The organism is Streptomyces sp. NBC_00259, assembly GCF_036181745.1.
Classification (GTDB): domain Bacteria; phylum Actinomycetota; class Actinomycetes; order Streptomycetales; family Streptomycetaceae; genus Streptomyces; species Streptomyces pratisoli.
Genome location: NZ_CP108080.1, coordinates 3,408,996 through 3,432,272 on the forward strand (window position 1 = coordinate 3,408,996; position 23,277 = coordinate 3,432,272).

The 23,277-nt window shown below is 72.3% G+C and carries 22 protein-coding genes; 8 read left to right on the top strand and 14 right to left on the bottom strand.

Features of this window, described 5'->3' with window-relative positions; all coding sequences use genetic code 11:
* Window positions 1-6: 6 nt before the first annotated feature.
* Window positions 7-261: a DUF397 domain-containing protein gene (locus OG766_RS15120; protein ID WP_266379182.1), complete on the bottom strand. Its 255-nt coding sequence runs from the start codon at window positions 259-261 to the stop codon at window positions 7-9.
* Window positions 258-1,034, bottom strand: a complete 777-nt coding sequence (locus OG766_RS15125; protein WP_266379184.1) for a helix-turn-helix domain-containing protein — start codon at window positions 1,032-1,034, stop codon at window positions 258-260. The genes OG766_RS15120 and OG766_RS15125 overlap by 4 nt, the downstream gene beginning before the upstream one ends.
* Before the next feature lie 123 nt (window positions 1,035-1,157).
* On the opposite strand from OG766_RS15125, the gene OG766_RS15130 reads away from it, so the two are divergent.
* Entirely contained in the window at window positions 1,158-1,568 is a 411-nt protein-coding gene (locus OG766_RS15130) for a hypothetical protein (protein WP_266379187.1), read from the top strand.
* Window positions 1,569-1,587: 19 nt separating this feature from the next.
* Window positions 1,588-3,564: a PE-PGRS family protein gene (locus tag OG766_RS15135; RefSeq protein ID WP_328725556.1), complete on the top strand. Its 1,977-nt coding sequence runs from the start codon at window positions 1,588-1,590 to the stop codon at window positions 3,562-3,564.
* On the opposite strand, the gene OG766_RS15140 is transcribed toward OG766_RS15135, so the two are convergent.
* Both OG766_RS15140 and OG766_RS15145 read right to left on the bottom strand, forming a co-directional pair.
* On the bottom strand, window positions 3,533-3,970 hold the full coding sequence (locus tag OG766_RS15140) for a Zn-ribbon domain-containing OB-fold protein (protein WP_328725557.1): 438 nt from the start codon (window positions 3,968-3,970) through the stop codon (window positions 3,533-3,535). The genes OG766_RS15135 and OG766_RS15140 overlap by 32 nt on opposite strands.
* Entirely contained in the window at window positions 3,967-4,419 is a 453-nt protein-coding gene (locus OG766_RS15145; protein WP_328725558.1) for a DoxX family protein, read from the bottom strand. The genes OG766_RS15140 and OG766_RS15145 overlap by 4 nt, the downstream gene beginning before the upstream one ends.
* A 118-nt stretch (window positions 4,420-4,537) precedes the next feature.
* Here OG766_RS15145 and OG766_RS15150 point away from each other — a divergent pair, with 118 nt between their 5' ends.
* The 3 genes from OG766_RS15150 to OG766_RS15160 all read left to right on the top strand — a co-directional run bounded on the left by OG766_RS15150 (window position 4,538) and on the right by OG766_RS15160 (window position 9,117).
* Window positions 4,538-5,686 carry a flavin-containing monooxygenase gene (locus OG766_RS15150; RefSeq protein ID WP_328725559.1) on the top strand — a complete coding sequence of 383 codons (1,149 nt, stop codon included), beginning with the start codon at window positions 4,538-4,540 and terminating at the stop codon, window positions 5,684-5,686.
* A 346-nt stretch (window positions 5,687-6,032) separates the two neighbouring features.
* Window positions 6,033-8,255 (top strand): acetate--CoA ligase family protein, encoded by a 2,223-nt coding sequence (locus OG766_RS15155; protein ID WP_328725560.1) that lies wholly within the window; start codon window positions 6,033-6,035, stop codon window positions 8,253-8,255.
* A gap of 46 nt (window positions 8,256-8,301) precedes the next feature.
* The gene (locus OG766_RS15160; protein WP_328725561.1) at window positions 8,302-9,117 is read left to right on the top strand and encodes an enoyl-CoA hydratase/isomerase family protein; all 816 of its coding nucleotides are present in this window, start codon (window positions 8,302-8,304) and stop codon (window positions 9,115-9,117) included.
* 222 nt (window positions 9,118-9,339) lie between these two features.
* On the opposite strand, the gene OG766_RS15165 is transcribed toward OG766_RS15160, so the two are convergent.
* Window positions 9,340-10,677 (bottom strand): hypothetical protein, encoded by a 1,338-nt coding sequence (locus OG766_RS15165; RefSeq protein WP_266379209.1) that lies wholly within the window; start codon window positions 10,675-10,677, stop codon window positions 9,340-9,342.
* A gap of 101 nt (window positions 10,678-10,778) precedes the next feature.
* A complete protein-coding gene (locus OG766_RS15170) occupies window positions 10,779-11,393 on the bottom strand; it encodes a phosphoribosylanthranilate isomerase (RefSeq protein WP_328725562.1) in 615 nt (204 codons plus the stop codon).
* Between the two features lie 133 nt (window positions 11,394-11,526).
* On the opposite strand from OG766_RS15170, the gene OG766_RS15175 reads away from it, so the two are divergent.
* Complete coding sequence (locus tag OG766_RS15175) at window positions 11,527-12,123, top strand: flavin reductase family protein (RefSeq protein WP_266384162.1); 597 nt, start codon at window positions 11,527-11,529, stop codon at window positions 12,121-12,123.
* A 97-nt stretch (window positions 12,124-12,220) separates the two neighbouring features.
* Here the strand turns inward: OG766_RS15175 and OG766_RS15180 are convergent, their stop codons facing one another.
* Window positions 12,221-13,540, bottom strand: coding sequence for an MFS transporter (locus tag OG766_RS15180; RefSeq protein WP_328725563.1), 1,320 nt, complete (start codon window positions 13,538-13,540; stop codon window positions 12,221-12,223).
* 71 nt (window positions 13,541-13,611) lie between these two features.
* On the opposite strand from OG766_RS15180, the gene OG766_RS15185 reads away from it, so the two are divergent.
* Window positions 13,612-14,598 (top strand): GlxA family transcriptional regulator, encoded by a 987-nt coding sequence (locus OG766_RS15185; RefSeq protein WP_266379217.1) that lies wholly within the window; start codon window positions 13,612-13,614, stop codon window positions 14,596-14,598.
* Between the two features lie 261 nt (window positions 14,599-14,859).
* Here OG766_RS15185 and OG766_RS15190 read toward each other — a convergent pair whose 3' ends face one another.
* The 3 genes from OG766_RS15190 to OG766_RS15200 form a co-directional block, all read right to left on the bottom strand.
* Window positions 14,860-15,909 carry a Zn-dependent alcohol dehydrogenase gene (locus OG766_RS15190; RefSeq protein ID WP_266379220.1) on the bottom strand — a complete coding sequence of 350 codons (1,050 nt, stop codon included), beginning with the start codon at window positions 15,907-15,909 and terminating at the stop codon, window positions 14,860-14,862.
* Window positions 15,906-17,039, bottom strand: coding sequence for an acyl-CoA dehydrogenase family protein (locus OG766_RS15195; protein ID WP_328725566.1), 1,134 nt, complete (start codon window positions 17,037-17,039; stop codon window positions 15,906-15,908). The genes OG766_RS15190 and OG766_RS15195 overlap by 4 nt, the downstream gene beginning before the upstream one ends.
* 84 nt (window positions 17,040-17,123) lie before the next feature.
* Complete coding sequence (locus tag OG766_RS15200; protein ID WP_266379225.1) at window positions 17,124-18,035, bottom strand: SDR family oxidoreductase; 912 nt, start codon at window positions 18,033-18,035, stop codon at window positions 17,124-17,126.
* An 85-nt stretch (window positions 18,036-18,120) separates the two neighbouring features.
* On the opposite strand from OG766_RS15200, the gene OG766_RS15205 reads away from it, so the two are divergent.
* Complete coding sequence (locus tag OG766_RS15205) at window positions 18,121-19,047, top strand: cyclase family protein (RefSeq protein ID WP_266379227.1); 927 nt, start codon at window positions 18,121-18,123, stop codon at window positions 19,045-19,047.
* A gap of 58 nt (window positions 19,048-19,105) precedes the next feature.
* Here the strand turns inward: OG766_RS15205 and OG766_RS15210 are convergent, their stop codons facing one another.
* The 4 genes from OG766_RS15210 to OG766_RS15225 all read right to left on the bottom strand — a co-directional run bounded on the left by OG766_RS15210 (window position 19,106) and on the right by OG766_RS15225 (window position 23,247).
* Window positions 19,106-19,591: an ATP-binding protein gene (locus OG766_RS15210; RefSeq protein WP_266379230.1), complete on the bottom strand. Its 486-nt coding sequence runs from the start codon at window positions 19,589-19,591 to the stop codon at window positions 19,106-19,108.
* Between the two features lie 471 nt (window positions 19,592-20,062).
* Entirely contained in the window at window positions 20,063-20,914 is an 852-nt protein-coding gene (locus OG766_RS15215) for an acyl-CoA dehydrogenase family protein (RefSeq protein WP_328725567.1), read from the bottom strand.
* Window positions 20,915-20,920: 6 nt separating this feature from the next.
* Window positions 20,921-22,054: an acyl-CoA dehydrogenase family protein gene (locus OG766_RS15220; protein ID WP_328725568.1), complete on the bottom strand. Its 1,134-nt coding sequence runs from the start codon at window positions 22,052-22,054 to the stop codon at window positions 20,921-20,923.
* Window positions 22,054-23,247, bottom strand: a complete 1,194-nt coding sequence (locus tag OG766_RS15225; RefSeq protein WP_266379240.1) for an amidohydrolase family protein — start codon at window positions 23,245-23,247, stop codon at window positions 22,054-22,056. The genes OG766_RS15220 and OG766_RS15225 overlap by 1 nt, the downstream gene beginning before the upstream one ends.
* Window positions 23,248-23,277 lie beyond the last annotated feature (30 nt).

A 23,277-nucleotide genomic window follows, 5' to 3' on the forward strand; every position in this document is an offset into this window, starting at 1 on the left:
CGGAAGCTATCGCGCCGTGCGGGGGACGTCGGTTGTGGCGACGAACGCGGCCCAGGCGGCCGGGGCGACGGTGAGCATGGGTCCGCCGGGCACCTTGGAGTCGCGGACATGGACGGTGTGGGGGCAGGCGGCGACCTCGACGCACGCATCGCCCTCGTTGCCGCTGTAGCTGGAGGTGCGCCAGGCGTAGGCGACTTCGACGCAGTTGCCGCCCTCGTTCGTGCTGTAGCTGCTCTTGAACCACACCAGCCCGGAAGTCATAGCTTCGCCGCCATCCTTTCGATCAGAGCCGCGGACTCCCAGGGACTGAGGGCCTGGGCACGCAGCACGCCAAAGAGATCGATCAACCGGTTCACCTCTTCGGGCTTGGAGATCAACGTATCTCCGCCTTGCCCTTCCGCGAAGCCCAAGTTCCGACCTTTCGCGGTACTCAGCAGCTGCAACGCCCCATGCAGGCCCGCATGTACGGGACGGTGAGTGGGCATCACCTGCACCGTCAGATGGTTCCTCGTCCGCACCGACTCCAGAAGATGCGCGAGCTGTTCCTTGAGCACGGCGTCGCCGCCGATCGGCCTCTGAAGTGCTGCCTCTTCCACGACGTAGCTGACCGTGGGCCTCGGCTTACGGTCGAGTACGGCCTGCAACTCAAGCCGCACCTCGACATACCGGTCGATCTCCTCCGGCTCGTACGCCGGAACCCGCACCTCGTACAGCGCCCGCGCATACGCAGGGGTTTGGAGCATGCCGGGAACGACCATGGTCTCGTAGGCATTGATGCTCACCGCGTCGACCACCGTCCGCACCCAGTTGAGGAACTTCGGCGAGTACTTCTCCTCCTCCATCATCGCCACGCACGACGCCAGCACCCCCTTCGCCCCCAGCGCCGCGTCCGCCTCCACCAGGAACGCCGTCGTCGGGATGCGCTCGGCCCGCTCGTACGCGCCCACCAGCGACTCCGACATCAGCAGCCGTTCCGCCAGATCCCGCTGCGTCATGTCCGCGAGGCCCCGGAACAGCTTGACCAGCTCGCCCACGTGCCGCCGCGCGGGCGAGGGCTCCTTGCCCGACCCCACAGCTCCCACCGCCCTTCCCACATCCGCCCGATGTGGACCGTGTCCCTCTGGTCACGCTACGCAACCAAGACGATCCTCGGGGGCATGACCAGCGAGAAACTCCCCGATTGGGTCCCGGCATCCGGTGTGCAACTACGCCTCGCGGGGATCCACTTCGACGCCGTACGCGTCCACGGCGTCCGCGGCGAGGCCGTGCTGCACCACCTCGTCCGGGTCACCGGCGGTCATCCCGGGCCCGTGGTGCGGGAGATGTGGCGCGGGCGGTGGACGTACTTCCTCATCCCGCCGGGCAGCAGCAAGGAGCATCCCTGGCCGCCGGGAGCCGCCTGCTTCGGCCCGTGCGCCCGGGACCAGTACGTCGGCGTCCCCGCCGCGTACGGCAACACGTATCCGCTGTCGTGGCGCGCGGGGCCGCCGGCCGTCGGCGAGTTCGTCGACCCGGAGCTGCTGTTCGCGGTGGTCACCGCGCAGCTGTGCCTGTCCCCGGAGGGCTGAGCCGGGGATCATGGCCGGTATGACGGGGTGGAGAGAAGAGTTCGCCGGGCTGATGGAACGCGCCGGGCTGGAGATCGTGGGCGACTGGCCCCGTGACGAGGATGCCCTGCCGCCGCGGGCCGCGTGGCGGCCGGTCGCCGCGATGGGCGCGGAACCGACCGCGTCCGTGCGCTTCGATCGGCCGGACCTCGTCTCCGAGATCAACGCGCAGTGGCACCGGCTCGCCGCCGAGTACGGGGTGATCGGCGCGGACGGCGTGTTCCTCATCGACGTCGGCGATTCCCGCAGTGGTCCGAGGCGTTGGGTCCGGGTGCGGCTCGGCGTCGAGTGGGACCTCGCGGGCGTCCTCGGCGAACGGCCGGGGCGGCCCGAGTTCGTGACCGTGGCGGTCGACGGCGAGTCGCTGCTCGGCGTCACCTGCGAGGAGTACGACGTCTGGCTGGTCGCCGTGGACCGGATCCGGGAGCGGCAGGAGGAGGCCGCGCAGGCGGAGGCCCGGGAGACGCCCGAGGAGCGCGAGGCGGCGTGGACGTCGCTCTTCGAGGGGCCGATGCGGCCCACGGAGAAACTGCGCGCGGGCTGGCGTGAGTGGCTCGGGTTCAACCGGTCGGTGCCCGAGGACATGCTGGTGCGGCTGCTCGACACGGCGCCAGGGTTGCTGTGGCGCAGGGACCTGCCGCCGGGGGTGGTGGACGCCGCCGTCGGCCATCCGGACCGGAACGTACGGGCGCAACTTGCCGAAGTCCGGCACCCGCTGACCGCAGGGCAGTGGACGCGGCTGATCCTGGGCGAACCGGGTTCCGCGCGCCGCGCGCTGCTCGCCGAGGACGCCGTCCGGGCGGGCGCGGAGCTGACCGCGGAGGGGTACGAGCGGCTCGCCGGGGACGCATCGGCCCTCGTACGCGCCGAGGCGGCCGGTTTCCCGACGCTGCCCGGCAGGCTGCGGGCCGCGCTCGCCACCGACCCCGACGCACGGGTCCGCGCCGCCACGTGCACGGCGTGGGAGGACTTGGCTCCCCCGGCGCGGGAGGCGCTGCTCGGCGACGCCGACTCCGGTGTGCGTGCCGCGGCCTTGCTGCGGCACCACGCGACGCACCCCCTGCCCCGGTCGGTGTTCGAGGAACACGGCTTCGACGACGAGGCCGTGGAGACGTGCCGTCTGGAGCGCGGGTTCGCGGAGTACCTGTGCGGGCACGAGGACGCCGCGCGGCGGCGGTCCGTGGCGCGCAATCCCCGTCTGGACCCGGACCTGGTGGCCGTGCTCGCCGAGGACGACGACGACAGCGTTCGCTTCCAGGTGTCCGTACGGCCCGAGCTCACCGAGGAGCGGCGGGCGGCGGTCCGGGCGGACGTCGATCCGGACGGTATACGGCACACCCTGCCCTGGGTCCATGCGCTCCACGACGATCCGGAGGCCATGCGCCGCTGCGCGGCCTCGTCGCATCTCCTCCTGCGCAGCAGCGCCGCCCGTGCGAAGCGTCTCCCGCCCGACGTCGTCGAGCGTCTCGCCCTGGACGAGGACCCGGTCGTACGGCTGTTCCTGGCCGAGTCCTGCGACGACGCGCCCGCGGACATGCTGCTGGAGGTGTGGCTGTGGTGGAACGGCAGCTTCAGCTTCCCGGGCAGGCCGCGCTCGCACCCGAACTTCCCGCGCCGGGATCTGCTCCGGTACGCGGACGACCCGCACCACCGGCTCCGTCAACTGGCCTTGGACGACCCTGACTCGACGCCCGAGCTGGTGGAGCGCTTCAGCCGGGACCCCCACTGGGAGGTGCGGCGTCGGGCGGCGGAGGACCCACGGCTGTCGCCTGCTTCGGCGGTACGGCTGCTCGACGACCCTCACGAAGGGGTGCGCCTGACGGCGATCAGGCATGCGCGGCTGCCCGCGCGGACGCTGGTGCGGCTGCTGCGGGACCTGAAGACGTTCCGCGAGGCCCTGGTGAACCCGACGCTTCCCGTCGCCGTCATGCGCCGGATCGCCGAGCCGGCCCACTGATCTGCGGGGCCGGGCGGAACACCGGTACCGTCGCTCCCTCTCCGTCCTCCTCCCGGAAGGCCACCTCCAGCTCCATGCCGATGCGCAGGTCCGCCTCCGCGCACTCGACGATCTCGGTCATCATCCGCGGCCCCTCGGCGAGATCGACGACGGCCGCGGTGTAAGGCGTGCGCGCGTCGAAGGGCGGGAGGTCGTTGCGGTGGACGACGGACCAGGAGTAGAGGGTCGCCCGGCCGCTCGCCCGTTCCCAGGCGGTGTCCTCGCTCCAGCAGTGGGGGCAGAACTCGCGCGGGTAGTGGTGGGCTCGCCCGCAGGTGCCGCAGCGGCGGATGAGCATGCGGCCCTCGGCGGCGGCGTCCCAGTACGGGCGGGTGAAGTCGTCGATGTCGGGGGTGGCGGCGTTCACAGGAAGAGTCCGATCGCGCTGTCGAGGGACCAGGTCTGCCAGGACATGGCGAAGAGGGCGACGAGCGAGACCAGCGCCATCATCGCGTTCTGTCCCTGCTCGGCCCAGTCGTGGATCATCAGGACGAGGTAGAGGAGGTTGAGGACGAGCCCGCCGATGAGGGCGATCGGTGTGAGGAAGCCGGTGACCAGGCCGAGGCCGAGGGCGAGTTCGGCGTAGACGACGACGTACGCCATGGCCTTGGGGCGTGGTGCGACGACGCGGTCGAAGCCGTGCTTCACGACCGTCCAGCGGTGCTTCGCGGCCACGTCGGCGGCCCAGGTGATGCCCGTGCCGCGCTCGAACCAGCCCTTCCTGTCCTTGTGCCGCCAGCTCTCCAGCCACCACAGCCCGAGCCCGATGCGGAGGACGGCGAGCCATTCGGCGCCGGTGAGCCAGATGGTCTGCATCCCGGGGACCCCTCCCTCGATTCTGACGGTACGTCAGTTCACCGGACGGGAAGCTGTACGCGCAAGAGGTAGGCGACCGTGACCGATTCGCAATGGTGCGCCGTTACGCTGTGCGCTCATGCCTGATCACAGAGCCATGGATCTCACGAACGACCGCCCCGTGTACGTCATCGGGGCCGGACCCGGCGGTCTCGCCGTCGCCGCAGCCCTGCGGGAGCGGGGCGTACGGGCGGTGGTGCTGGAGAAGTCGGAGTCCGTCGGGGCGTCCTGGCGCGGGCACTACGACCGGCTGCACCTGCACACCACCCGACGGCTGTCGGGGCTGCCGGGACTCCCGATGCCCCGGCGGTTCGGGCGCTGGGTGTCGCGGGACGACGTGGTCCGTTACCTGGAGAAGTACGCCGATTTCCACGAGCTGGAGCTGGTGACGGGAGTGGAGGTCACCCGGATCGAGCCCGCCGGGTCCGACTGGGTGCTGCACGCGTCCGGCGGGCGCCTGCTCACCGGGCGGGCCGTCGTGGTGGCGACCGGCTTCAACCACACCCCGCGCCTGCCGGACTGGCCGGGCCTGGACACGTACACGGGCGAGCTGCTGCATGCCTCCGCGTACCGCGACGCCGCCCCGTACGCAGGGAAGGACGTCCTGGTCATCGGCGCCGGCAACACGGGCGCCGAGATAGCCGTCGACCTCATGGAGGGCGGCGCCGCACGGGTGCGGCTCGCCATACGCACCGTTCCGCACATCGTGCGCCGCTCCACGGCCGGCTGGCCCGCCCAGCGCACCGGCATCCTGGTCCGCCGACTGCCGGTCCGGCTGGTCGACAAGGCGGGCGGCCTCATGGGCCGGATCTCCGTGCCCGACCTGTCGGCCCACGGCCTGCCCCGCCCGGACACGGGCCTCTACTCCCGTGTGCGGCAGGGCGCGATCCCGGTGCAGGACGTGGGGCTGATCGACGCGATCCGGTCCGGACGCGTCGAGGTCGTCACGGCGGTCGAATCGTTCGACGAGTCCAAGGTCGCCCTCGCGGGCGGCTCACCCATCGCCCCCGACACGGTCATCGCCGCCACGGGCTACACCCGCGCCCTGGAACCCCTGGTCGGCCACCTCGGCGTCCTGGACGACCGTGGCCGCCCTCTCGTCCACGGCGCCCGGGCCCCGAAGCAGGCACCCGGGCTGTACTTCACCGGCTTCACCAACCCGATCAGCGGGATGTTCCGCGAGATGGCCCTGGACGCCCGGAAGATCGCGAAGGCGCTCTCCCGCTGACGCCCCGGGGACACGGACGGCCGCGCCGGACCCCGGCGCGGCTCCCTTCTCCGGGGCGGTGCGGCAACCTTCTCCGGGCGGTACGGCAACCCTCTCCCGGGCGGCGCGGCAACCCTTTCCGGGCGGTACGGCCGGCCGCCTCGGCGCGGTACGGCCGGCCGCCTCGGCGTGGTACGGGCGGCCCCCCGTGGGCTTTTGGCGCGTTTCCGAGGATGCGACATGCCCCGGACGGGGCATGGATTGCATGCACGACGGGTTCCTGACTGTCCGTCAGCTCTGTAATCTGACTATGCGTCAGTTGACGGCTTGGCCGACGAGCGCCGACGAGCAAGGAGCGGGCGGAACGATGCTTGGATCAACCCATGGCACCTTCACCACCGATCTCCGCGCCCGAGTCGTGGCCTGCGGGGAGCAGACCGGGCCCACTGTCCACGGCATCGCCGCGAGCGAGGGCGACCTGGACGTCAGCGGCCGTCCGCTGTTCGCGCCCGTCCCCGATCTCGACCGGTTCTTCCGGCCCGAGTCGGTCGCCGTCGTCGGCGCGTCCGACGCCGAAGGGCGGCCCAACACCGGGATCACGCGGCAGCTGATCGCCTGGGCCGAGCGGGTCGGCGCGCGGCTGCATCCCGTGCATCCCAGCCGGACCGCCGTCTTCGGGCGGCCCTGCGTGCCGTCCGTCGCGGATCTGCCGGAGCCCGTCGACCTGGCCGTGCTGCTCGTCGGCGACCCGCTGCCCGTGATCGAGGAACTCGGGCAGGCGAAGGTGAAGTTCGCGGTGGCCTTCGCCTCCGGGTTCGCCGAGACCGGCGAGGAGGGCGCGGACGCCCAGCGACGGCTGGCCGCGGCCGTGGAGCGGTCCGGGGTGCGGATGCTCGGGCCGAACACCAACCTCAACGCCTTCGAGCGGTTCCGCGACGACCTCGAAGGGCCGGCCATCGCGCTGATCACCCAGTCCGGCCACCAGGGCCGCCCGGTGTTCACCATGCAGGAGCTGGGCGTACGGCTCTCGCACTGGGCGCCGACCGGCAACGAGGCCGATCTGGAGACCGCCGACTTCATCTCGTACTTCGCCGGGCGGCCCGAGGTCGGCGCGATCGCCTGCTACGTGGAGGGGCTCAAGGACGGCCGGTCGTTCCTGCTCTCTGCGGACCGGGCGGCGCGCGCCGGCGTGCCCGTCGTGGCCGTGAAGGTCGGCCGCACCGAGGCCGGCGCGCGGACGGCCGCCTCGCACACGGGCAAGCTCACCGGCGCCGACCAGGTCGTGGACGCGGCGATGCGCCAGTACGGCGTGATCCGCGTCGACGGGCTGGACGAACTCCAGGACACCGCCGCCCTGCTGGCGCGGGCGCGCCGGCCCCGGGCCGACGGGGTCGTCGTCTACTCGATCTCGGGCGGGACGGGCGCGCACTTCTCGGATCTCGCGACCGCGGCGGGGCTGCGGCTGCCGCCGCTGTCCGGGGCCAAGCAGGCCGAACTGCACCAGTGGATACCGGAGTACCTGAACGTCGCCAACCCCGTCGACAACGGCGGCCACCCGGTCGGCGACTGGCGCGGCCGGAAGATCATCGACGCGATCCTCGCAGATCCTCAGGTCGGCGTGCTGATCTGCCCGATCACCGGCCCCTTCCCGCCCATGAGCGACAGGCTCGCCCAGGACCTCGTGGACGCGGCGGAGGAGACGGACAAACTGGTGTGTGTGGTGTGGGGTTCGCCGGTCGGCACGGAGGAGGCCTACCGGACGACGCTGCTCGGGTCGTCACGGGTCGCCACCTTCCGTACGTTCGGCAACTGCATCACCGCCGTCAAGGCGTATCTGGACCACCACCGCTTCACCACCGGCTACCGCTCGGCCTTCGACGAGGCACCCCGCACCCTCTCCCCCTCCTTCCGCAAGGCCCAGGCGCTGCTGCGCCCCGGCCACCGGCTGAGCGAGCACGCGGCGAAGCAGCTGCTGCGGGCGTACGGCATCCGCGTACCGCGCGAGCAGTTGGTGACCAGCGCGGCGGCCGCGGTCCGGGCGGCGGGGCTGGTCGGCTATCCGGTGGTGATGAAGGCGTCCGCGCCGCAGCTGGCCCACAAGACCGAGCTGGGTCTGGTGAAGATCGGGCTGACCTCGGCGAGCCAGGTCCGCGACGCCTATCGCGAACTGACCGACATCGCCCGCTACGAGAACATCGACCTGGACGGCATTCTGGTCTGCCAGATGGTCGAGCGCGGCGTCGAGATGGTCGTCGGCGTCACCCAGGACGCGCTCTTCGGGCCGACGGTGACGGTGGGGCTGGGCGGGGTGCTGGTGGAGGTGCTCCAGGACGCGGCCGTGCGGGTCCCGCCGTTCGGCGAGGAGCAGGCACGCTCGATGCTCGGCGAACTCCGCGGGCGGGCCCTGCTCGACGGGGTCAGGGGCGGGCCACCGGTGGACGTCGACGCGCTCGTCGAGGTCGTCCTGAGGATCCAGCGGATGGCGCTGGAGCTCGGCGGGGACCTCTCCGAGCTGGACATCAACCCGCTGATGGTGCTGCCGCGCGGGCAGGGCGCGGTGGCGCTGGACGCGCTCGCCGTGTGCCGCTGATCCGACGCCGACTGATCCGACGCCGACGTATTGGAGCCGTACCCCCATGACTTCCTCCCCCGAAGAGTCCGTCGAGTCATTGGTACTGCACGCCACCGACAACGGCGTCTCGTGGATCACCCTCAACCACCCCGAGGCCATGAACGCCGTCACCTGGGACCAGCGCGAACGCGTCATCGCGCTGCTCGCGGACGCCTCGGCCGACCCCGGTGTACGGGCCGTCGTGATCACCGCCACGGGCAAGGGGTTCTGCGCGGGCGCCGATCTGCGCGGCGCCCCGGCGGGCCGTGCGGTGCCGGTCGCGGGCGATGTGGCCCGGACGATCCGGCTCGGCGCACAGCGGTTCGTCGCGGCCGTCCTCGACTGCGAGAAGCCCGTGATCGCGGCGGTGAACGGCGTCGCGGCCGGTATCGGCGCGCACCTCGCGTTCGCCTGCGATCTGGTCCTCGCCGCCGAATCCGCCCGCTTCATCGAGGTGTTCGTACGCCGCGGACTCGTCCCGGACGGCGGCGGCGCGTATCTGCTGCCGCGACTGGTCGGGCCGCAGCGCGCGAAGGAGTTGATGTTCTTCGGCGACGCGCTGTCCGCGGCCGACGCCGAACGGATGGGCCTGGTCAACCGGGTCGTGGCGACGGAGGAGCTGGAGAAGACCGCCCGCGAGTGGGCCGGCCGTCTCGCCCAGGGCCCGACCCGCTCCCTGGCCCTCACCAAGCAACTGGTGAACGCCTCCCTCGACACCGACCGGGCGTCGGCCTTCGCCGCCGAAGCCGCGGCGGTCGAGATCGCCATGACGACCACGGACGCCAACGAGGGCGTCGCGAGCTTCGTGGAGCGACGCACGCCGGAGTACCGGGGGCGCTAGGCCGTGTCTGACAAATCCCGCCTGGCGCGCGACGCCCGGCACCCGCACTCGCTGCGTTGTCGGAGCCATCCAAGTACGTCCAGTACGAGGATGCCCTCCCCCAGCCTTCGGCCGGGGGCACCCCCACCGCCTTGCGATTGCACGCACCGGACGCCGCGCACCCCGCCCTGCGGGCGGACGGCGCCATTTGTCAGACACGGCCTAGGACACGCCCCCGGCCCGTCAGCGGCGCGCCGTGAAGGCGGACGGTTCGGGGAAGGTGACGTCGGTGCAGCCGCGGCGGCGCGTGATGTCGTCGACGTAGGCGCGGAAGAGGGCGGGCAGGCGGTCGAGCACGACGTCGTCGTAGGTGAAGCTGACGGTCAGGGTGTGGAGCGCGGGCTGCCCGTCGCACACGGACGAGGCCCACCACACGCCATGGTCCTTCTCCCCGCCGGCGGTGCCCGGCCCGAGGTACGCGTACTGACGGCGGTCCCCGTAACCGACCGATGCGGTCCCGGCGCCGAAGACCGAGGTCGTCCGCATCCACCAGGGAGAGTACGTGAGGGCGCCTTCCACGTACTTGCGGGAATCCCATGGAAGTTGCGGCGTCATCCCACGCACCGCGGCCGGGCTGACGGCCAGCAGGCAGGTCTCCTTCCCACTCCTGGGGGCGGTGGGTGGCTCCAGCATGCGGTCGGGCAGCCGGCCGCTCGCCGTGGCGCCGAGGTGTCTGCCGTACCAGGCGCAGGAGGTACGCGCCGACGTCGGGGCGCCGAGAGCACGCCCCGGCGCCTCGAACCGGGCGGGAAGGTGCGGAAGCCGTACGGCGCACCGCAGCCGGGCGGCGGCCTCCTCCATCGTTCCCCGGGCGAGCACGGCGAGGATGCGGCGGTCCTCGTCGGACACGCCGTCGTACCGGGCCGTGGCCGTGACCTCCAGGGCGGTGGGCTCTCCGGAGGGACAAGCGGCCCGGATCGTGACGGAGTTGTCGCTCCGGTCGCCGAGCGACCCGTCACCCAGAGGGTGAGGCTCGGCGTGGTCGGCGAGGCGGGTCGGGTCGTCCAGCAGGCGGCCGCGGTCGTCACGCGATCCGAACGGCTCGTTCCCCACCTCGTCACCGACGACGAGCAGCGGCGTCACGGTCTCCGAGCGGCGGACCGCGACCACGACGAGGTCGTCCGACCTCCCCGGCTCCAGCATCCGGTCGACGATGCACGTGTCGGGCCGCGCATCGAACGGCGGGCCGTCCTGGTCACCGGCGGACACGGAGGCCCTGACCACTCCGCCACGCAGGTCCATGGCGGCCTCGGCGTCCACGAGCCCGTCGCAGACCGTGGCGATCTCGTCCTCGCTCGCGGCCCGGTCACGCACATCCGTGTACGTGAGCCAGTACGCCCACAGGCTCACCCCGGTACCGACCACGGCGGCGACGTAGAACAGCTTGTTGAGCCGGTGCCGCCAGGGCCCGTGGCCGGGCAGCCGTGGCACCCGGATCATCCGGGACAGCCCGCGCGGCCGAAGCGGCGGCACGCCTTCGGGCAGTCGTGTTCCCGGCCCGTCCTCGCCATGGTGGCTCATGCATCCCCCGTGCGTTCTTCCATCGTTCTTCCATGCTCATGCCGGCAATTCGCTGAAGCTATCAGCCACTTCGGGTGGCGCCGCGAGCTGCCGGGCCGGAGCTACTCGGCGGCGGCACGGGCCGCCTCGATGAACGCGGCGATCAGTGCGGGGCTCTTCACGCCACGGCTGATCTCGATCCCGCTGGAGACGTCCACGCCCCACGGGCGGGCCGCGCGGACCGCCTCCGCGACGTTGCCCGGGTCGAGGCCCCCGGCGAGCAGCCACGCCAGGCCGGGCTCCGGCAGCCGCTTGCCCGACCGGTCCCACACCTCGCCCGCGCCCGGTACCGGCGCGTCGAGCAGCAGGATGTCCTCGCCGCGCTCGCCGTGCCGGGGTGCGTCGCCCCGTACGGAGACTCCCCGGATCAGGAGCCGCCCGTCCGGCCGCAGGGCGTCGTAGAAGGCGAGGTCCTCGTCACCGTGCAGCTGTACGGCCCGCATCGCGCTCGCGTCCAGCAGTTCCCGGACCTCGGTGAGCGGCTGGTTGCGGAAGACGCCGACCGTCGTGATCCCCTCCGGCACGCGCCGCGCCAGCCGCGACGCGGTGCCGGCGTCGATGCGGCGCGGGCTCTCGGCGAAGACGAAGCCGATCGCGTCGGCACCGGCCTCGACGGCCGCGTCGACGTCCTGCTCGGTCCGCAGACCGCAGACCTTGATGAACAAAGGGGTGCCCACTTCTCGTGCTCCTCGACTCCCGGGACCGTGTGCACGGCAACGCTACTGGCCGCACCGGCCATGGACCGTTCCCCGCACCTTCCTATCTGACGATCCGTCAGCTTCAATGGGTGTCGTGATGGGACACGCAGGGATGGCCGCCACCGCCGTCCGCTACCTCAGGTCCGTCGGCGCCGCCACGGCAGCCGAGCCGTACGACGCCCTGCCGCGACCGGAGTTGCGGACCGTGCGGGACGACGAGCGGCTGCCGGTCGACCCCGCCGAGTTCCGCCGGGTGCTCGGGCACTTCGCGAGCGGGGTCACCGTCGTCACGGCGTACGACGAGGAGGGCGGCGGGCCCACGGGGTTCGCCTGCCAGTCCTTCGCCTCGCTCTCCCTCGATCCGCCCCTGGTCGCCTTCATGGTCGCGCGTACGTCGACGACCTGGCCGCGTATCGCCCGCGCCGGGGCCTTCTGCGTCAACGTCCTCGGCGCGGATCAGGGCGGACTGTGCCGCGCCTTCGCGGTGAGCGGCGCGGACAAGTTCGCGGGCGTCGGCCACGCCCCCGCCCCCGTGACGGGCTCGCCCCGGCTCGCCTCCGTACCGGCCTGGATCGACTGCACGATCAGCGCGGTCCACACGGGCGGCGACCATCTGATCGTGGTGGGGCGGGTGGAGGCGCTGGGCGCGGAGGAGGAAGGCGATCCGCTGCTGTTCCACCGGGGACGGTTCGGACGGCTCGGCGCGTAAGCGTCGGCGTCGGCGTCGGCGTCGGCGTCGGCGTCGGCGTCGGCGGCCGCGCGTGACCGTCCGCGTCGGCGGCCGCGGCCCGCGTGACCGTCGGCGGTCAGGCCACGGCCGCAGGAGCCGGTACCGCCGGGCGGCGGGTGATCACCAGGGCCATCAGCGCCGCCGCCGCGCACAGCGCGCCCGAGGCGTACCAGACCACGTCGTACGAGCCGAAGACGTCCCGCGCCGCGCCTCCCGCGAAGGCGACGATCGCCGCGCCGACCTGGTGGGAGGCGAGGACCCAGCCGAAGACGATGGCGCTTTCGTCGCCGTAGTGCTCACGGCACAGGGCGATGGTCGGCGGGACCGTCGCGACCCAGTCGAGGCCGTAGAAGACGATGAAGAAGATCATCGGCGGGTGGACGGAGGGGGCCAGCAGCATCGGCAGGAAGAGCAGTGAGACGCCGCGCAGCGCGTAGTAGACCGCGAGCAGCCGGCGGGCGTCGTAGCGGTCGGTGAACCAGCCGGAGGCGATCGTGCCGACGACGTCGAAGACGCCGATGACCGCGAGCAGCGAGGCGGCGGCCGTGATGGGCATGCCGTGGTCGTGGGCGGCGGGGACGAAGTGGGTCTGGACGAGACCGTTCGTCGAGGCGCCGCAGATGGCGAAGGTGCCCGCCAGCAGCCAGAAGGGGCCGGTGCGGGCGGCCGAGAAGAGGACCGTGAGCGTGCGGCGGGCCGCGCCCGCCACCGGGGCCGGCTTGGGGACGAACTCCTTCGCGCCGTACGGGGCGAGGCCCACGTCCGCAGGATGGTCCCGCAGCAGCAGCCAGACGAACGGGACGACGGCGAGCGCGGCGAGCGCGACCGTGACGGCGGCGGGACGCCAGTGGTGCTCCTGGACGATCCATGACAGCAGCGGGAGGAAGATCAGCTGTCCGGAGGCGGCGGCCGCGGTCAGGATGCCGGTGACCAGGCCGCGGCGTTCGGTGAACCAGCGGTTGGTCACCGTCGCCGCGAAGGCCAGCGCCATCGACCCGGTGCCGAGCCCGACGAGCAGTCCCCAGCAGAGCAGCAGCTGCCAGGCCGCCGTCATCCACACCGTCAGGCCCGAGCCGATCGCGATGATCGTCAGCGCGACGGCGACGACCTTGCGGATGCCGTACTTGTCCATCAGCGCGGCGGCGAACGGTGCCGTGAGCCCGTACAGCGCCAGGTTGACGGAGACCGCGAGCCCGATCGTGCCGCGCGACCAGCCGAACTCCGCGTGCAGCGGGTCGATCAACAGCCCGGGCAAGGAACGGAAGGCGGCCGCGCCGATGATCGTCACGAACGCGACGGCGGCGACGAACCAGGCGCGGTGGACACGGCCGGGGCGGCGGGGAAGGCGGGGCGCTTCCTGTGCGGGGGCGGCGGGGACAGCGTTTGTCTGGGTCACGTCACCCAGGATCGGTGCCCCGGCGATCGCCGACGAGTGGCCCGGAGGACAGCATTCGATATGATCGGGCCATGGCCTCCGTGAAGCCGCACCGCGTCGTCGTCCTCGCCCTCGACGGCTGCCTCCCCTTCGAGCTGGGCATTCCCCAGCGCATCTTCGGCCGCGCGGCCGACGCGGCAGGCCGGAAGCTGTACGAGGTGGTCACGTGCTCGGTGCGGCCACCGGGCCCGGTGCGTACGGACGCCGACTTCGCCGTCCTCGTGGAGAACGGCCCGGAGGCGCTGGCGACCGCCGACACCGTGATCGTGCCCGCGTCGTACGAACTCGGCACCGTGTACGAGAAGGGCGTGCTCACCCCCGAACTGACCGCCGCCTTCGCGCTGCTGCGGCCCGGCACCCGGATGGTGTCGATCTGCACCGGCGGGTACGTGCTGGCCGCCGCCGGGTTCCTGGACGGGCGGCCCGCGACGACGCACTGGTCGGCCGCCGCGCACTTCCAGCGGCTGTTCCCGCGGGTCAAGGTCGACGCGGAGGTGCTCTTCATCGACGACGGGGACGTCCTCACGTCCGCCGGGGTGGCCGCGGGCATCGATCTGTCGCTGCACATCGTGCGTCGCGACCACGGCACGGCGGTCGCGAACGACGTCGCGCGGCGCACGGTCGTGCCGCCGCACCGCGACGGCGGCCAGGCGCAGTACATCCGCCGGCCCGTGCCCGAGCCGCAGACCGCGACCACCGCGGACGCGCGGGCCTGGGCGCTGGAGCACCTCCACGAGCCGATCCAGCTGCGTGACCTCGCCGGGCAGGAGGCGATGTCCGTACGGACCTTCACGCGTCGCTTCCGCGAGGAGGTCGGGGTGAGTCCGGGGCAGTGGCTGGCCCAGCAGCGCGTGGAGCGGGCACGACAGCTCCTGGAGTCCACGGAGCTGTCCATGGACCAGGTGGCGCGTGCAGCCGGCTTCGGTACGGCGCAGTCGATGCGCCAGCACGTCCTGACGGCGCTCGGCGTCGCGCCGACGGCGTACCGGCGCGCCTTCCGCGCGACGGCGTCGCGCTGACGCGAGCGGCCGCGGCCGGAGCCGGCGAGGAAGGCACGTCCGCCGCCACGGCCTGCCTTCGGCACGACGGCCTCCCACAGACGCGGGACTCCGCCTCCCGCACTGACGCGGAAGTCCGTGTCCCGCGCCACGGCCTGCCCTCCGGGCAACGGCGTCGCTGACGCGAGCGGCCGCGGCCGGAGCCGGCGCCGGGCGGATCGCGTGCGCGGGGCACGCTCGTGCCGCACCAAAGGCCCCGCGGGCGGCCGGACCCGCCCGGGGTCAGAACGTGAGCACCCCGCGTGCCACGCGGCCCCCTTCCGCGTCGTCCGCCGCCTTCGCGAAGTCCTCGACCGGGTAGGTCTCCGTCACCAGCTCGTCGAGCAGCAGCCGCCCCTCCCCGTACAGCCGGGCGTACAGCGCGATGTCGTGCTGCGGGCGCGAGGAGCCGTAGCGGCAGCCGAGGATGGACTTGTCCAGGAACATCGCCGCGGGCAGGAACGTCGCCTCCGCCGTCGGGGCCGGCATGCCGAGCAGCACCGCCTGGCCGTGGCGGTCCAGGAGGTCGATCGCCCGGCGGACGAGCCCCGTGTGCCCCACGCATTCGAAGACGTGCTGCGCACCGTCCGGAAGGATGTCCCGTACCGCGTCCACCGCCGTGAGGAAGTGCGTCGCGCCGAAGAGCCGGGCCGTCTCCTCCTTGGCCGGGTTGGTGTCGACCGCGACGATGGTGACCGCACCCGCGAGCCGTGCGCCCTGGAGAACGTTGAGGCCGATGCCGCCGGTCCCGATGACGACGACCGTGTCACCGAGGGCGACCTTGGCCCGGTTGAGTACGGCGCCCACGCCCGTGAGCACCCCGCAACCGATCAGTGCCGCGGAGGTGAGCGGGATCTCCGGCGGGATCCGCACCGCCTGCACGGCCTTGACCAGGGTCCGTTCCGCGAAGGCGGAGTTCGCGGCGAACTGGTACAGCGGCTTCCCGCCCCGCGTGAAGGGCCGCTCCGGCCGCCCGATGGCCTTGCGGCACATCGTCGGCCGCCCACGGTCGCACTCCGCGCACGCCCCGCAGTTGGCGAGCGTCGACAGCGAGACGTGGTCGCCGGGCACGACATGGGTGACGCCGGAGCCGACGGCCTCGACGACGCCCGCGCCCTCGTGGCCGAGGACGACGGGCACCGGGAACGGGATCGTGCCGTCGATCACCGACAGATCGCTGTGACACAGCCCCGCCGCGGCGATCGCCACCAGCACCTCGCCGGGGCCCGGGTCCCGTATCTCCAGGTCGTCCGCCACCTCGGCCCGCTCACCGTCGAAGACGACACCTCTCACCGCAGCTCCCTGGGTAGGCCGAGCACGCGCTCGGCGATGATGTTCCGCTGGATCTCGTCCGAGCCGCCGTAGATCGTGTCGGCGCGGCTGAAGAGGAACAGCCGCTGCTGTTCGTCCAGTTCGTACGACGGTGTCCACGCGCCGGGTCCTGACGCCGCCGCCGCGCCCCTGATCCGCATCGCCAGCTCACCGAGCCGCTGGTGCCAGCCGCCCCACAGCAGTTTGGCGACGCTCGGCGCACCCGGGTCGCCGCCGGAACCGCCCAGGGTGCGCAGGGCGTTCCAGCGCATGGTGCGCAGCTCGGCCCACTGGCGTACGAGCCGGTCCCTGAGCACCGGATCGTCGTCGACGGCGCCGCTGTCGACCGCGGCCCGTACGATCCGGGCCAGCTCCTCCTCGAAGCCGATCTGCTGGACGAGCGTCGACACACCACGCTCCAGGGCGAGCAGGCCCATCGCCACCTGCCAGCCGTTGCCCTCGCCGCCGACCGCCTCGACGGCCTCGGCCCCGTCGAAGAAGACCTCGTTGAACTCGCTGGTCCCGGACATCTGGCGGATGGGCCGTACGTCGATCCGGCCGCCGGGCTGGTCCATCGGCACGAGCAGGAACGTCAGTCCGTGGTGGCGGCCGGAACCGGGCTCGGTGCGGGCCAGTACGAAGCACCAGTGGGCGTCCGCCGCGAGCGAGGTCCAGATCTTCTGGCCGGTGACCCGGTAGCCGGCGCCGTCCTTCACCGCGACGGTACGCAAGGAGGCGAGGTCCGAGCCGGCGCCGGGTTCGCTGTAGCCCTGGCACCAGAGTTCCTCGCCGCGGGCGATGCCCGGCAGGAAGCGGGCCTGCTGTTCCTTGCTCCCGTACGCGATGAGGGTCGGGGCGAGGAGGTTCTCGCCGATGTGGCCGAGGCGGGCGGGGGCGCCGGCGCGGGCGTACTCCTCGGCCCACACGACCTGCTGGGTGAGGGTGGCGCGGCGGTTGCCGTGGTCGGCGTCCCAGCCGAGGCCGATCCAGCCGCCGGCGCCGAGTTCCCGCTCCCAGGCGAGGCGGGTGCGGTCGGTGGTGAGGTGGTCCTCCAGCCAGCCGCGCGCGTCCCGCCGGAAGGCCTGGTCCTCGGGTCCGAACTCGAAGTCCATGTACGCCTCCTGATCGTGGGGCGGGCGAGGGAGGGTCCTGCCCCGCCCCGGCCCTTCCGGACCCGCGTCCGTCGCGGGCGGCCGCTACTGGTTCGGCCGAGCGCCCGACGCCGCGGCCTTGGCCATCGCCTCCAGCTGCGCCAGCATCGGCATCGGGTCCGTGCCCACCGTCCCCGGGAGGAAGTCCGCGATCTTCTCGGGGGTCCACGCGCCGTCCGCGTACCCGGCGCGCAGTTCCCGCGGCTGGGCCCAGACCGCGATCTTGGGGCCGGCGATCGTGTAGACCTGGCCGGTGATGTTCTCGGCGCGGGCGCGGTCGGAGAGGAGGTAGACGACGAGGGCCGCGACGTCCTCGGGCTCGCCGATCTCCTTCAGCTCCATCGGCACGTTCGCGGACATGCGGGTGCGGGCCACGGGCGCGACCGCGTTGGCCGTCACCCCGTACTTGTGCAGGCCGAGCGCCGCGCTGCGCACCAGCGAGATGATGCCGCCCTTCGCCGCCGAGTAGTTGGCCTGGGCGACGGAGCCCTGGTGGTTGCCGCTGGTGAAGCCGATCAGCGTCCCGCCGCCCTGCTTGCGCATCACGGCGGAGGCGGCGCGGAAGACGGTGAAGGTGCCCTTCAGGTGGGTGGCGACGACCGGGTCCCACTCCTCCTCGGTCATGTTGAACAGCATGCGCTCGCGCAGGATGCCCGCGACGCAGACGACCCCGTCGATCCGCCCGTATCGCGCGAGCGCCGTGTCGACGACCCGCCGGCCGCCCGCCATCGTCGAGATGTCGTCGGCGACGGCGACCGCGTCGCCGCCCGCCGCCACGATCTCCTTCACGACCGCCTCGGCGACCTCCGAGGCGGGTTCACCGCCCTCGACGGAGACGCCGTAGTCGTTGACGACGACCTTCGCGCCCTCGGCGGCGCAGGCGAGGGCCACCGCGCGTCCGATGCCGCGCCCGGCGCCGGTCACGGCGACGGTCCTGCCTGCCAAGAAGTTCCCCACGTCCGGCCCCTTCCCGCGATTTCTGACGGACCGTTAGATTTTATGGGCCGTCAGACACCTCAGCACAAGCCCCGGGGAGGGCCCGATGTCACTGCCGGAGGAGTTCCACGAGATCGCCAAGCGCGTGAACAACTGGGGCCGTTGGGGCGCCGACGACGAGATCGGGACGCTGAACCTGATCACGGACCAGGTCGTGCGGGAGGCGGCGGCGCAGGTACGGGCCGGCCGCCGCGTGCCGCTCGCCCTCCCGCTCCAGCAGGACGGCGTCCAGACCGGGATGATCCCGGGCCGGGTGAACCCGCTGCACACCATGGTCCAGATCAATCAGGAGCTGTTCGGCCCGGGTACGGTCGCGACCAGCGACGACGCCGTGACCCTGGGGCTGCAGGCGGCCACGCACTGGGACGCGCTCACCCATGCCTCCCACTCGGGAAAGATCTACAACGGCCGCCCGGCGGACACCATCACGGCCCACACCGGCGCCCGCTTCAGCGGCATCGACACGGTACGCACCCTCGTCTCGCGCGGCGTGCTGCTCGACGTGGCCCGCGCCAAGGGCGTGGACCGGCTGCCCGGCGACCACGCCGTCACGCCGGAAGACCTGGCGGAGGCGGAGGAGTTCGGGGGCGTACGGGTGCGGTCCGGGGACGTCGTCCTCGTCAGGACCGGGCAGATCCAGGTGTATCTCGGCGGCGACAAGCACGCGTACGGCTATCCCTCGCCCGGGCTCTCGATCCGTACGCCCGAGTGGTTCCACGCCCGCGATGCCGCCGCCGTCGCCAACGACACCCTCACCTTCGAGATCTTCCCGCCGGAGATCGAGGACCTCTGGCTGCCGGTGCACGCGCTGGACCTGGTGGAGATGGGCATGCTGCAGGGCCAGAACTGGAACCTGGAGGAGCTGTCCACCGCCTGCGCCCAGGAGGGCCGGTACGCCTTTCTCCTGTCGGCGACCCCCGAGCCGTTCGTGGGCGGCACGGGGACACCGGTCGCACCGGTGGCGGTGCTCTAGCCGGGCGGGCCCGGCACCGGGCAACGCGCCGGACCTCAGGCCGAGTACGCGCCCGGCCTCAGGCCGAGTACGCGCCGGGCACCATGGCCGCCGGCACACCCGGGCCGACGGCGACGCCGCCCGGCGCCGGCGACCGGGGCGCCACGCAGCGGTCCACCTCGCACCAGATGCTCTTTCCGGCGCCCTCGGGTCTCCAGCCCCAGCGGTCGGCGAGCCCGTCGACCAGTTCGAGACCGCGGCCGTTGGTGTCGTCGCCGTCCGCGTGGCGCGGCCGCGGGGGCCGCGCGCAGCTGTCCGCGACCTCGACCCGGACCGTGCCCGCCTCCGCCGCACCCGCCCCGAAGAGCATCCGCAGCACGGCCGGACACCCGGTGTGGACCACCGCGTTGGTGACGAGTTCGGAGATGAGCAGCACCAGCGTCTCGGCCAGCGGCTCGTCGTCCCCTATTCCCGACCCCGCGAGCCGCGAACGGGCCCACCTACGGGCCCGTCCCACCTCCGCGGGATCCGGCCCGACTTCCAACTGAACCTGAAGCACCTGCACCGCTCACACCATCCGAACCGGCGGACACATCGCCTCGCGCCTCACAGCAATCACGGAACGTGATTTCCTTGTGACACAGCATGGTTGACGTACAGTCACCGCAACAAGCGCTTCGGGCATATTCCAGCGCGAAGGAGTACCCGTGGTGCATACTGTGCGGCGCTCGTTGCGGAAAGTCGAACACCCTGTGCGAGCGGCGCATTCTTCTCCGGCGGCCACGCCTGGACCGGGCCGGAGGTTCGGGGTTCGCACCCCGGGGCAGCACGCATCTCGCACTCGACGGAGCGTACCGGAGGGCGGACCCGACTCCGGGCCGTGACGACCCCGGCGAAGGACACAACCCGATATCGACGCACAGTGATCTCCGACGGGGGATCTTTCACGGGCATCTCCCACGGCGTCTCCTACGGGGCTCCCACGAGTTCGACGGGTTCCACGGGTTCCGCGCGTTCCACGCGTTTCACGGGTTCCTCAGAGCGCGGCCGCCAGCAGTTCCTCGGCCTGCGCGGCCGGCTGCCCCAGCTCGGCGCGCACCCAGGCCCGTTTGAGGTGCAGATGCACATCGGCCTCCCAGGTGAACCCCATGCCGCCGTACACCTGCAGGCAGTCCCGGGCGCCCTGGACGGCGGCCTCGTCGGCGAGGAGCTTGGCGCCCGCGGTCTCGACGGGGTCGCCGGTCACGGCGGCGGCGTACACGGCCGCGCGGGCCAGTTCGGTGCGTACCAGCATCTGTGCGCAGAGGTGTTTGACCGCCTGGAAGCCGCCGATGGGCCGGCCGAACTGCTCGCGTTCCTTCGCGTACCGCACGGCCAGCTCGGTGGTGCGGGCGGCGGAGCCCAGCTGCTCGGCGGCGGTGAGCAGAACGGCCTCCGGGCCCGGGCGTTCGACGGAGGCGACCCGGTGCAGCGGCGTGAGCGGGTCGACCGACCGTACGGGCACCGCGTCCGCCGCGTCGCCCAGCACCACGTCGGCCTCCTCCAGCCAGGCCACGAGCCCGCCGTCGACCCGGGTCACGACACTCTCGCCGGTCGCCGCGCCCGCCACGGTCCCCGCGGCGAGATGCGTGGCCACGAGCGGCCCCGGCAGCAGCACCCGCCCCGCCTCCTCGAAGGCCAGCACGGCCTCCGGCAGTCCGAGCCCGACGCCGCCCTGCGACTCCGGCAGCCGCAGCGCGAAGAACCCGGCGTCCCCGAGTTCCCGCCACAGCGCCCGGTCCAGGCGGGCCCCCGACGCCCGCAGGGCCTCGCGGCCGAAGCGTGCCTCCAGCAGCTCCCGTACACCCGTGCGCAACGCGCGCTGGTCCTCGGTCGGTTGGAAGTGCACGGCCGGTCACCGTTCCTTCGGCAGGCCGAGGATCCGCTCGGCGACGATGTTGCGCTGGATCTGGGAGGTGCCGGCGGCGATCGTGTACGACAGGGACGAGAGCCGGTCGAGGGTCCACTCCCGTGACAGGTCGAGCGCGTCCGGGCCGAGCACCTCGGCGGCCGTGTCGTACAGCTCCTGGCGGGCGTGCGAGTAGCGGAGCTTGAAGACCGAGCCACCGGTGCCGGGGACGCCGCCCGTGGCCTCCGCCTCGCTGACGTTCCACTGCGTGAGCCGCCACAGGGCGGTGAACTCCGCGTTCAGCCTGCCCAGCCGGCGCCGCAGGACGGCGTCGTCCCAGCGGCCGTTCTTCCGTGCCGTACGGGCCAGCTCGGCGAGGGTGCGGCGGCAGGCGACGACTTCGCCGACGAAGGCCGTGCCGCGCTCGAAGGACAGGGTCACCATGGTGACCCGCCAGCCGTCGTTCTCCTCCCCCACCCGGTTCACGGCCGGCACCCGCACCTCGTCGAGGAAGACCTCGGCGAACTCGGTCGATCCGGCGAGGGTGCGCAGCGGCCGTACGGTGATGCCCGGCGCGTCCATCGGCATCGCCAGCCAGGTGATCCCGCGGTGCTTGGGCGCCTCGGGGTCGGTGCGGACCAGCAGCTCGCACCAGTCGGCGACCTCCGCGTGCGAGGTCCAGATCTTCGAGCCGGTCACCACATAGGAGTCGCCGTCCCGGACGGCCCTGGTGCGCAGCGACGCCAGATCGGAGCCCGCACCCGGCTCGCTGAAGCCCTGGCACCAGATCTCGTCACCGCGCAGGATCGGCGTGAGCCAGCGCGCCCGCTGCTCCGTCGTCCCCTCGGCGGCGATGGTCGGCCCGGCGTGCAGCAGCCCCACGAAGTTCGCCCCGACATAGGGCGCTCCGGCCTTCTCGGTCTCCTCCAGGAAGATCAGCCGCCGGGTCGGGGACGCGTCCCAGTGCACGTCCGCGTATCCGGCCTCGAAGAGCGCCCGCTGCCAGGCGGTGTCGTAGGCGCGCCGTCCCGGCCAGTCCTGCGGCGGGGGTTTCGGCGGCAGCCCGGGCAGGGCGGCGGTGAGCCAGTCCCGCAGCCGGGCCCTGAAGGCTTCCTCCTCCTCGGTGCAGGTCAGGTCCACTACGTGAGGTCCAGGTCGAGCATGCGGATCGCGTTGCCGCGCATCAGCTTGTGGACGGTCTCGTCGTCGAGGTCCTTCACATGGTCGAGGGCGACTTCCTTGGTGTGCGGGAAGGTCGAGTCGACGTGCGGATAGTCGGTCTCGAAGGTGGCGTTGTCCCGGCCCACCACGTCGAGCGAGGCGACGCCGTGCTTGTCGCGGAAGAAGCAGCAGAAGATCTGCCGGTAGTAGTACGTGGACGGCGGCTCGGGGACGAGGTCCCGCACCCCGCCCCAGGCCCGGTGCTCCTCCCACACGTCGTCCGCCCGCTCCAGCGCGTACGGGATCCAGCCCATCTGGCCCTCGCTGTAGGCGAGCTTGAGCGCCGGGAACTTCACCAGCACCCCGCTGAAGAGGAAGTCCATCATCGAGGCCATGGCGTTGTTGAAGGACAGCGACGCCTGGACGGCGGGCGGCGCGTCGGGCGAGGCGGCGGGCATCTGCGAGGACGACCCGATGTGCATGTTGACGACCGTCCCGGTCTCCTGGCAGACCGCGAAGAACGGGTCCCAGTAGCCGGAGTGGATCGACGGCAGCCCCAGGTGGGTCGGGATCTCGGAGAAGGTGACGGCCTTCACGCCGCGTGCCGCGTTCCGCCGGATCTCGGCGACGGCGAGATCGATGTCCCAGAGCGGGATGATGCAGAGCGGGATGAGCCGGCCGCCGCTGTCGCCGCACCACTCCTCCACCATCCAGTCGTTGTAGGCGCGCACGCAGGCGAGCGCCACCTCCATGTCCTTCGCCTCGGCGAAGGTCTGGCCGCAGAAGCGGGGGAAGGTGGGGAAGCAGAGGGAGGCCTCGACATGGTTGAGGTCCATGTCCTCCAGCCTGGCCTTGGGGTCCCAGCAGCCGCGCCGCATCTCGGCCCGGGTGATGCCCTCCAGCGTCATGTCGTCGCGGTCGAAGCCGACGGCGGCGATGTTCCGCTTGTACGGGAACTTCAGGTCCTCGTAGATCCACCAGTCGGTCGGCGGTCCGTCCGGGTCCATCGTGATCTGGTACTTGCCGCCGACGTAGGCGAGCTCGCCGATGCCGGCGGTGAGCGGCTGGGGCCCGCGGTCGCGGTATTTCGCCGGGAGCCAGGTGTCGAAGAGATGCGCGGGCTCGATCACATGGTCGTCGACGCTGATGATCCGAGGCAGTTCCCGTTCCATCGGGCCCTCCGTTGTCTCACGTTCTGACGG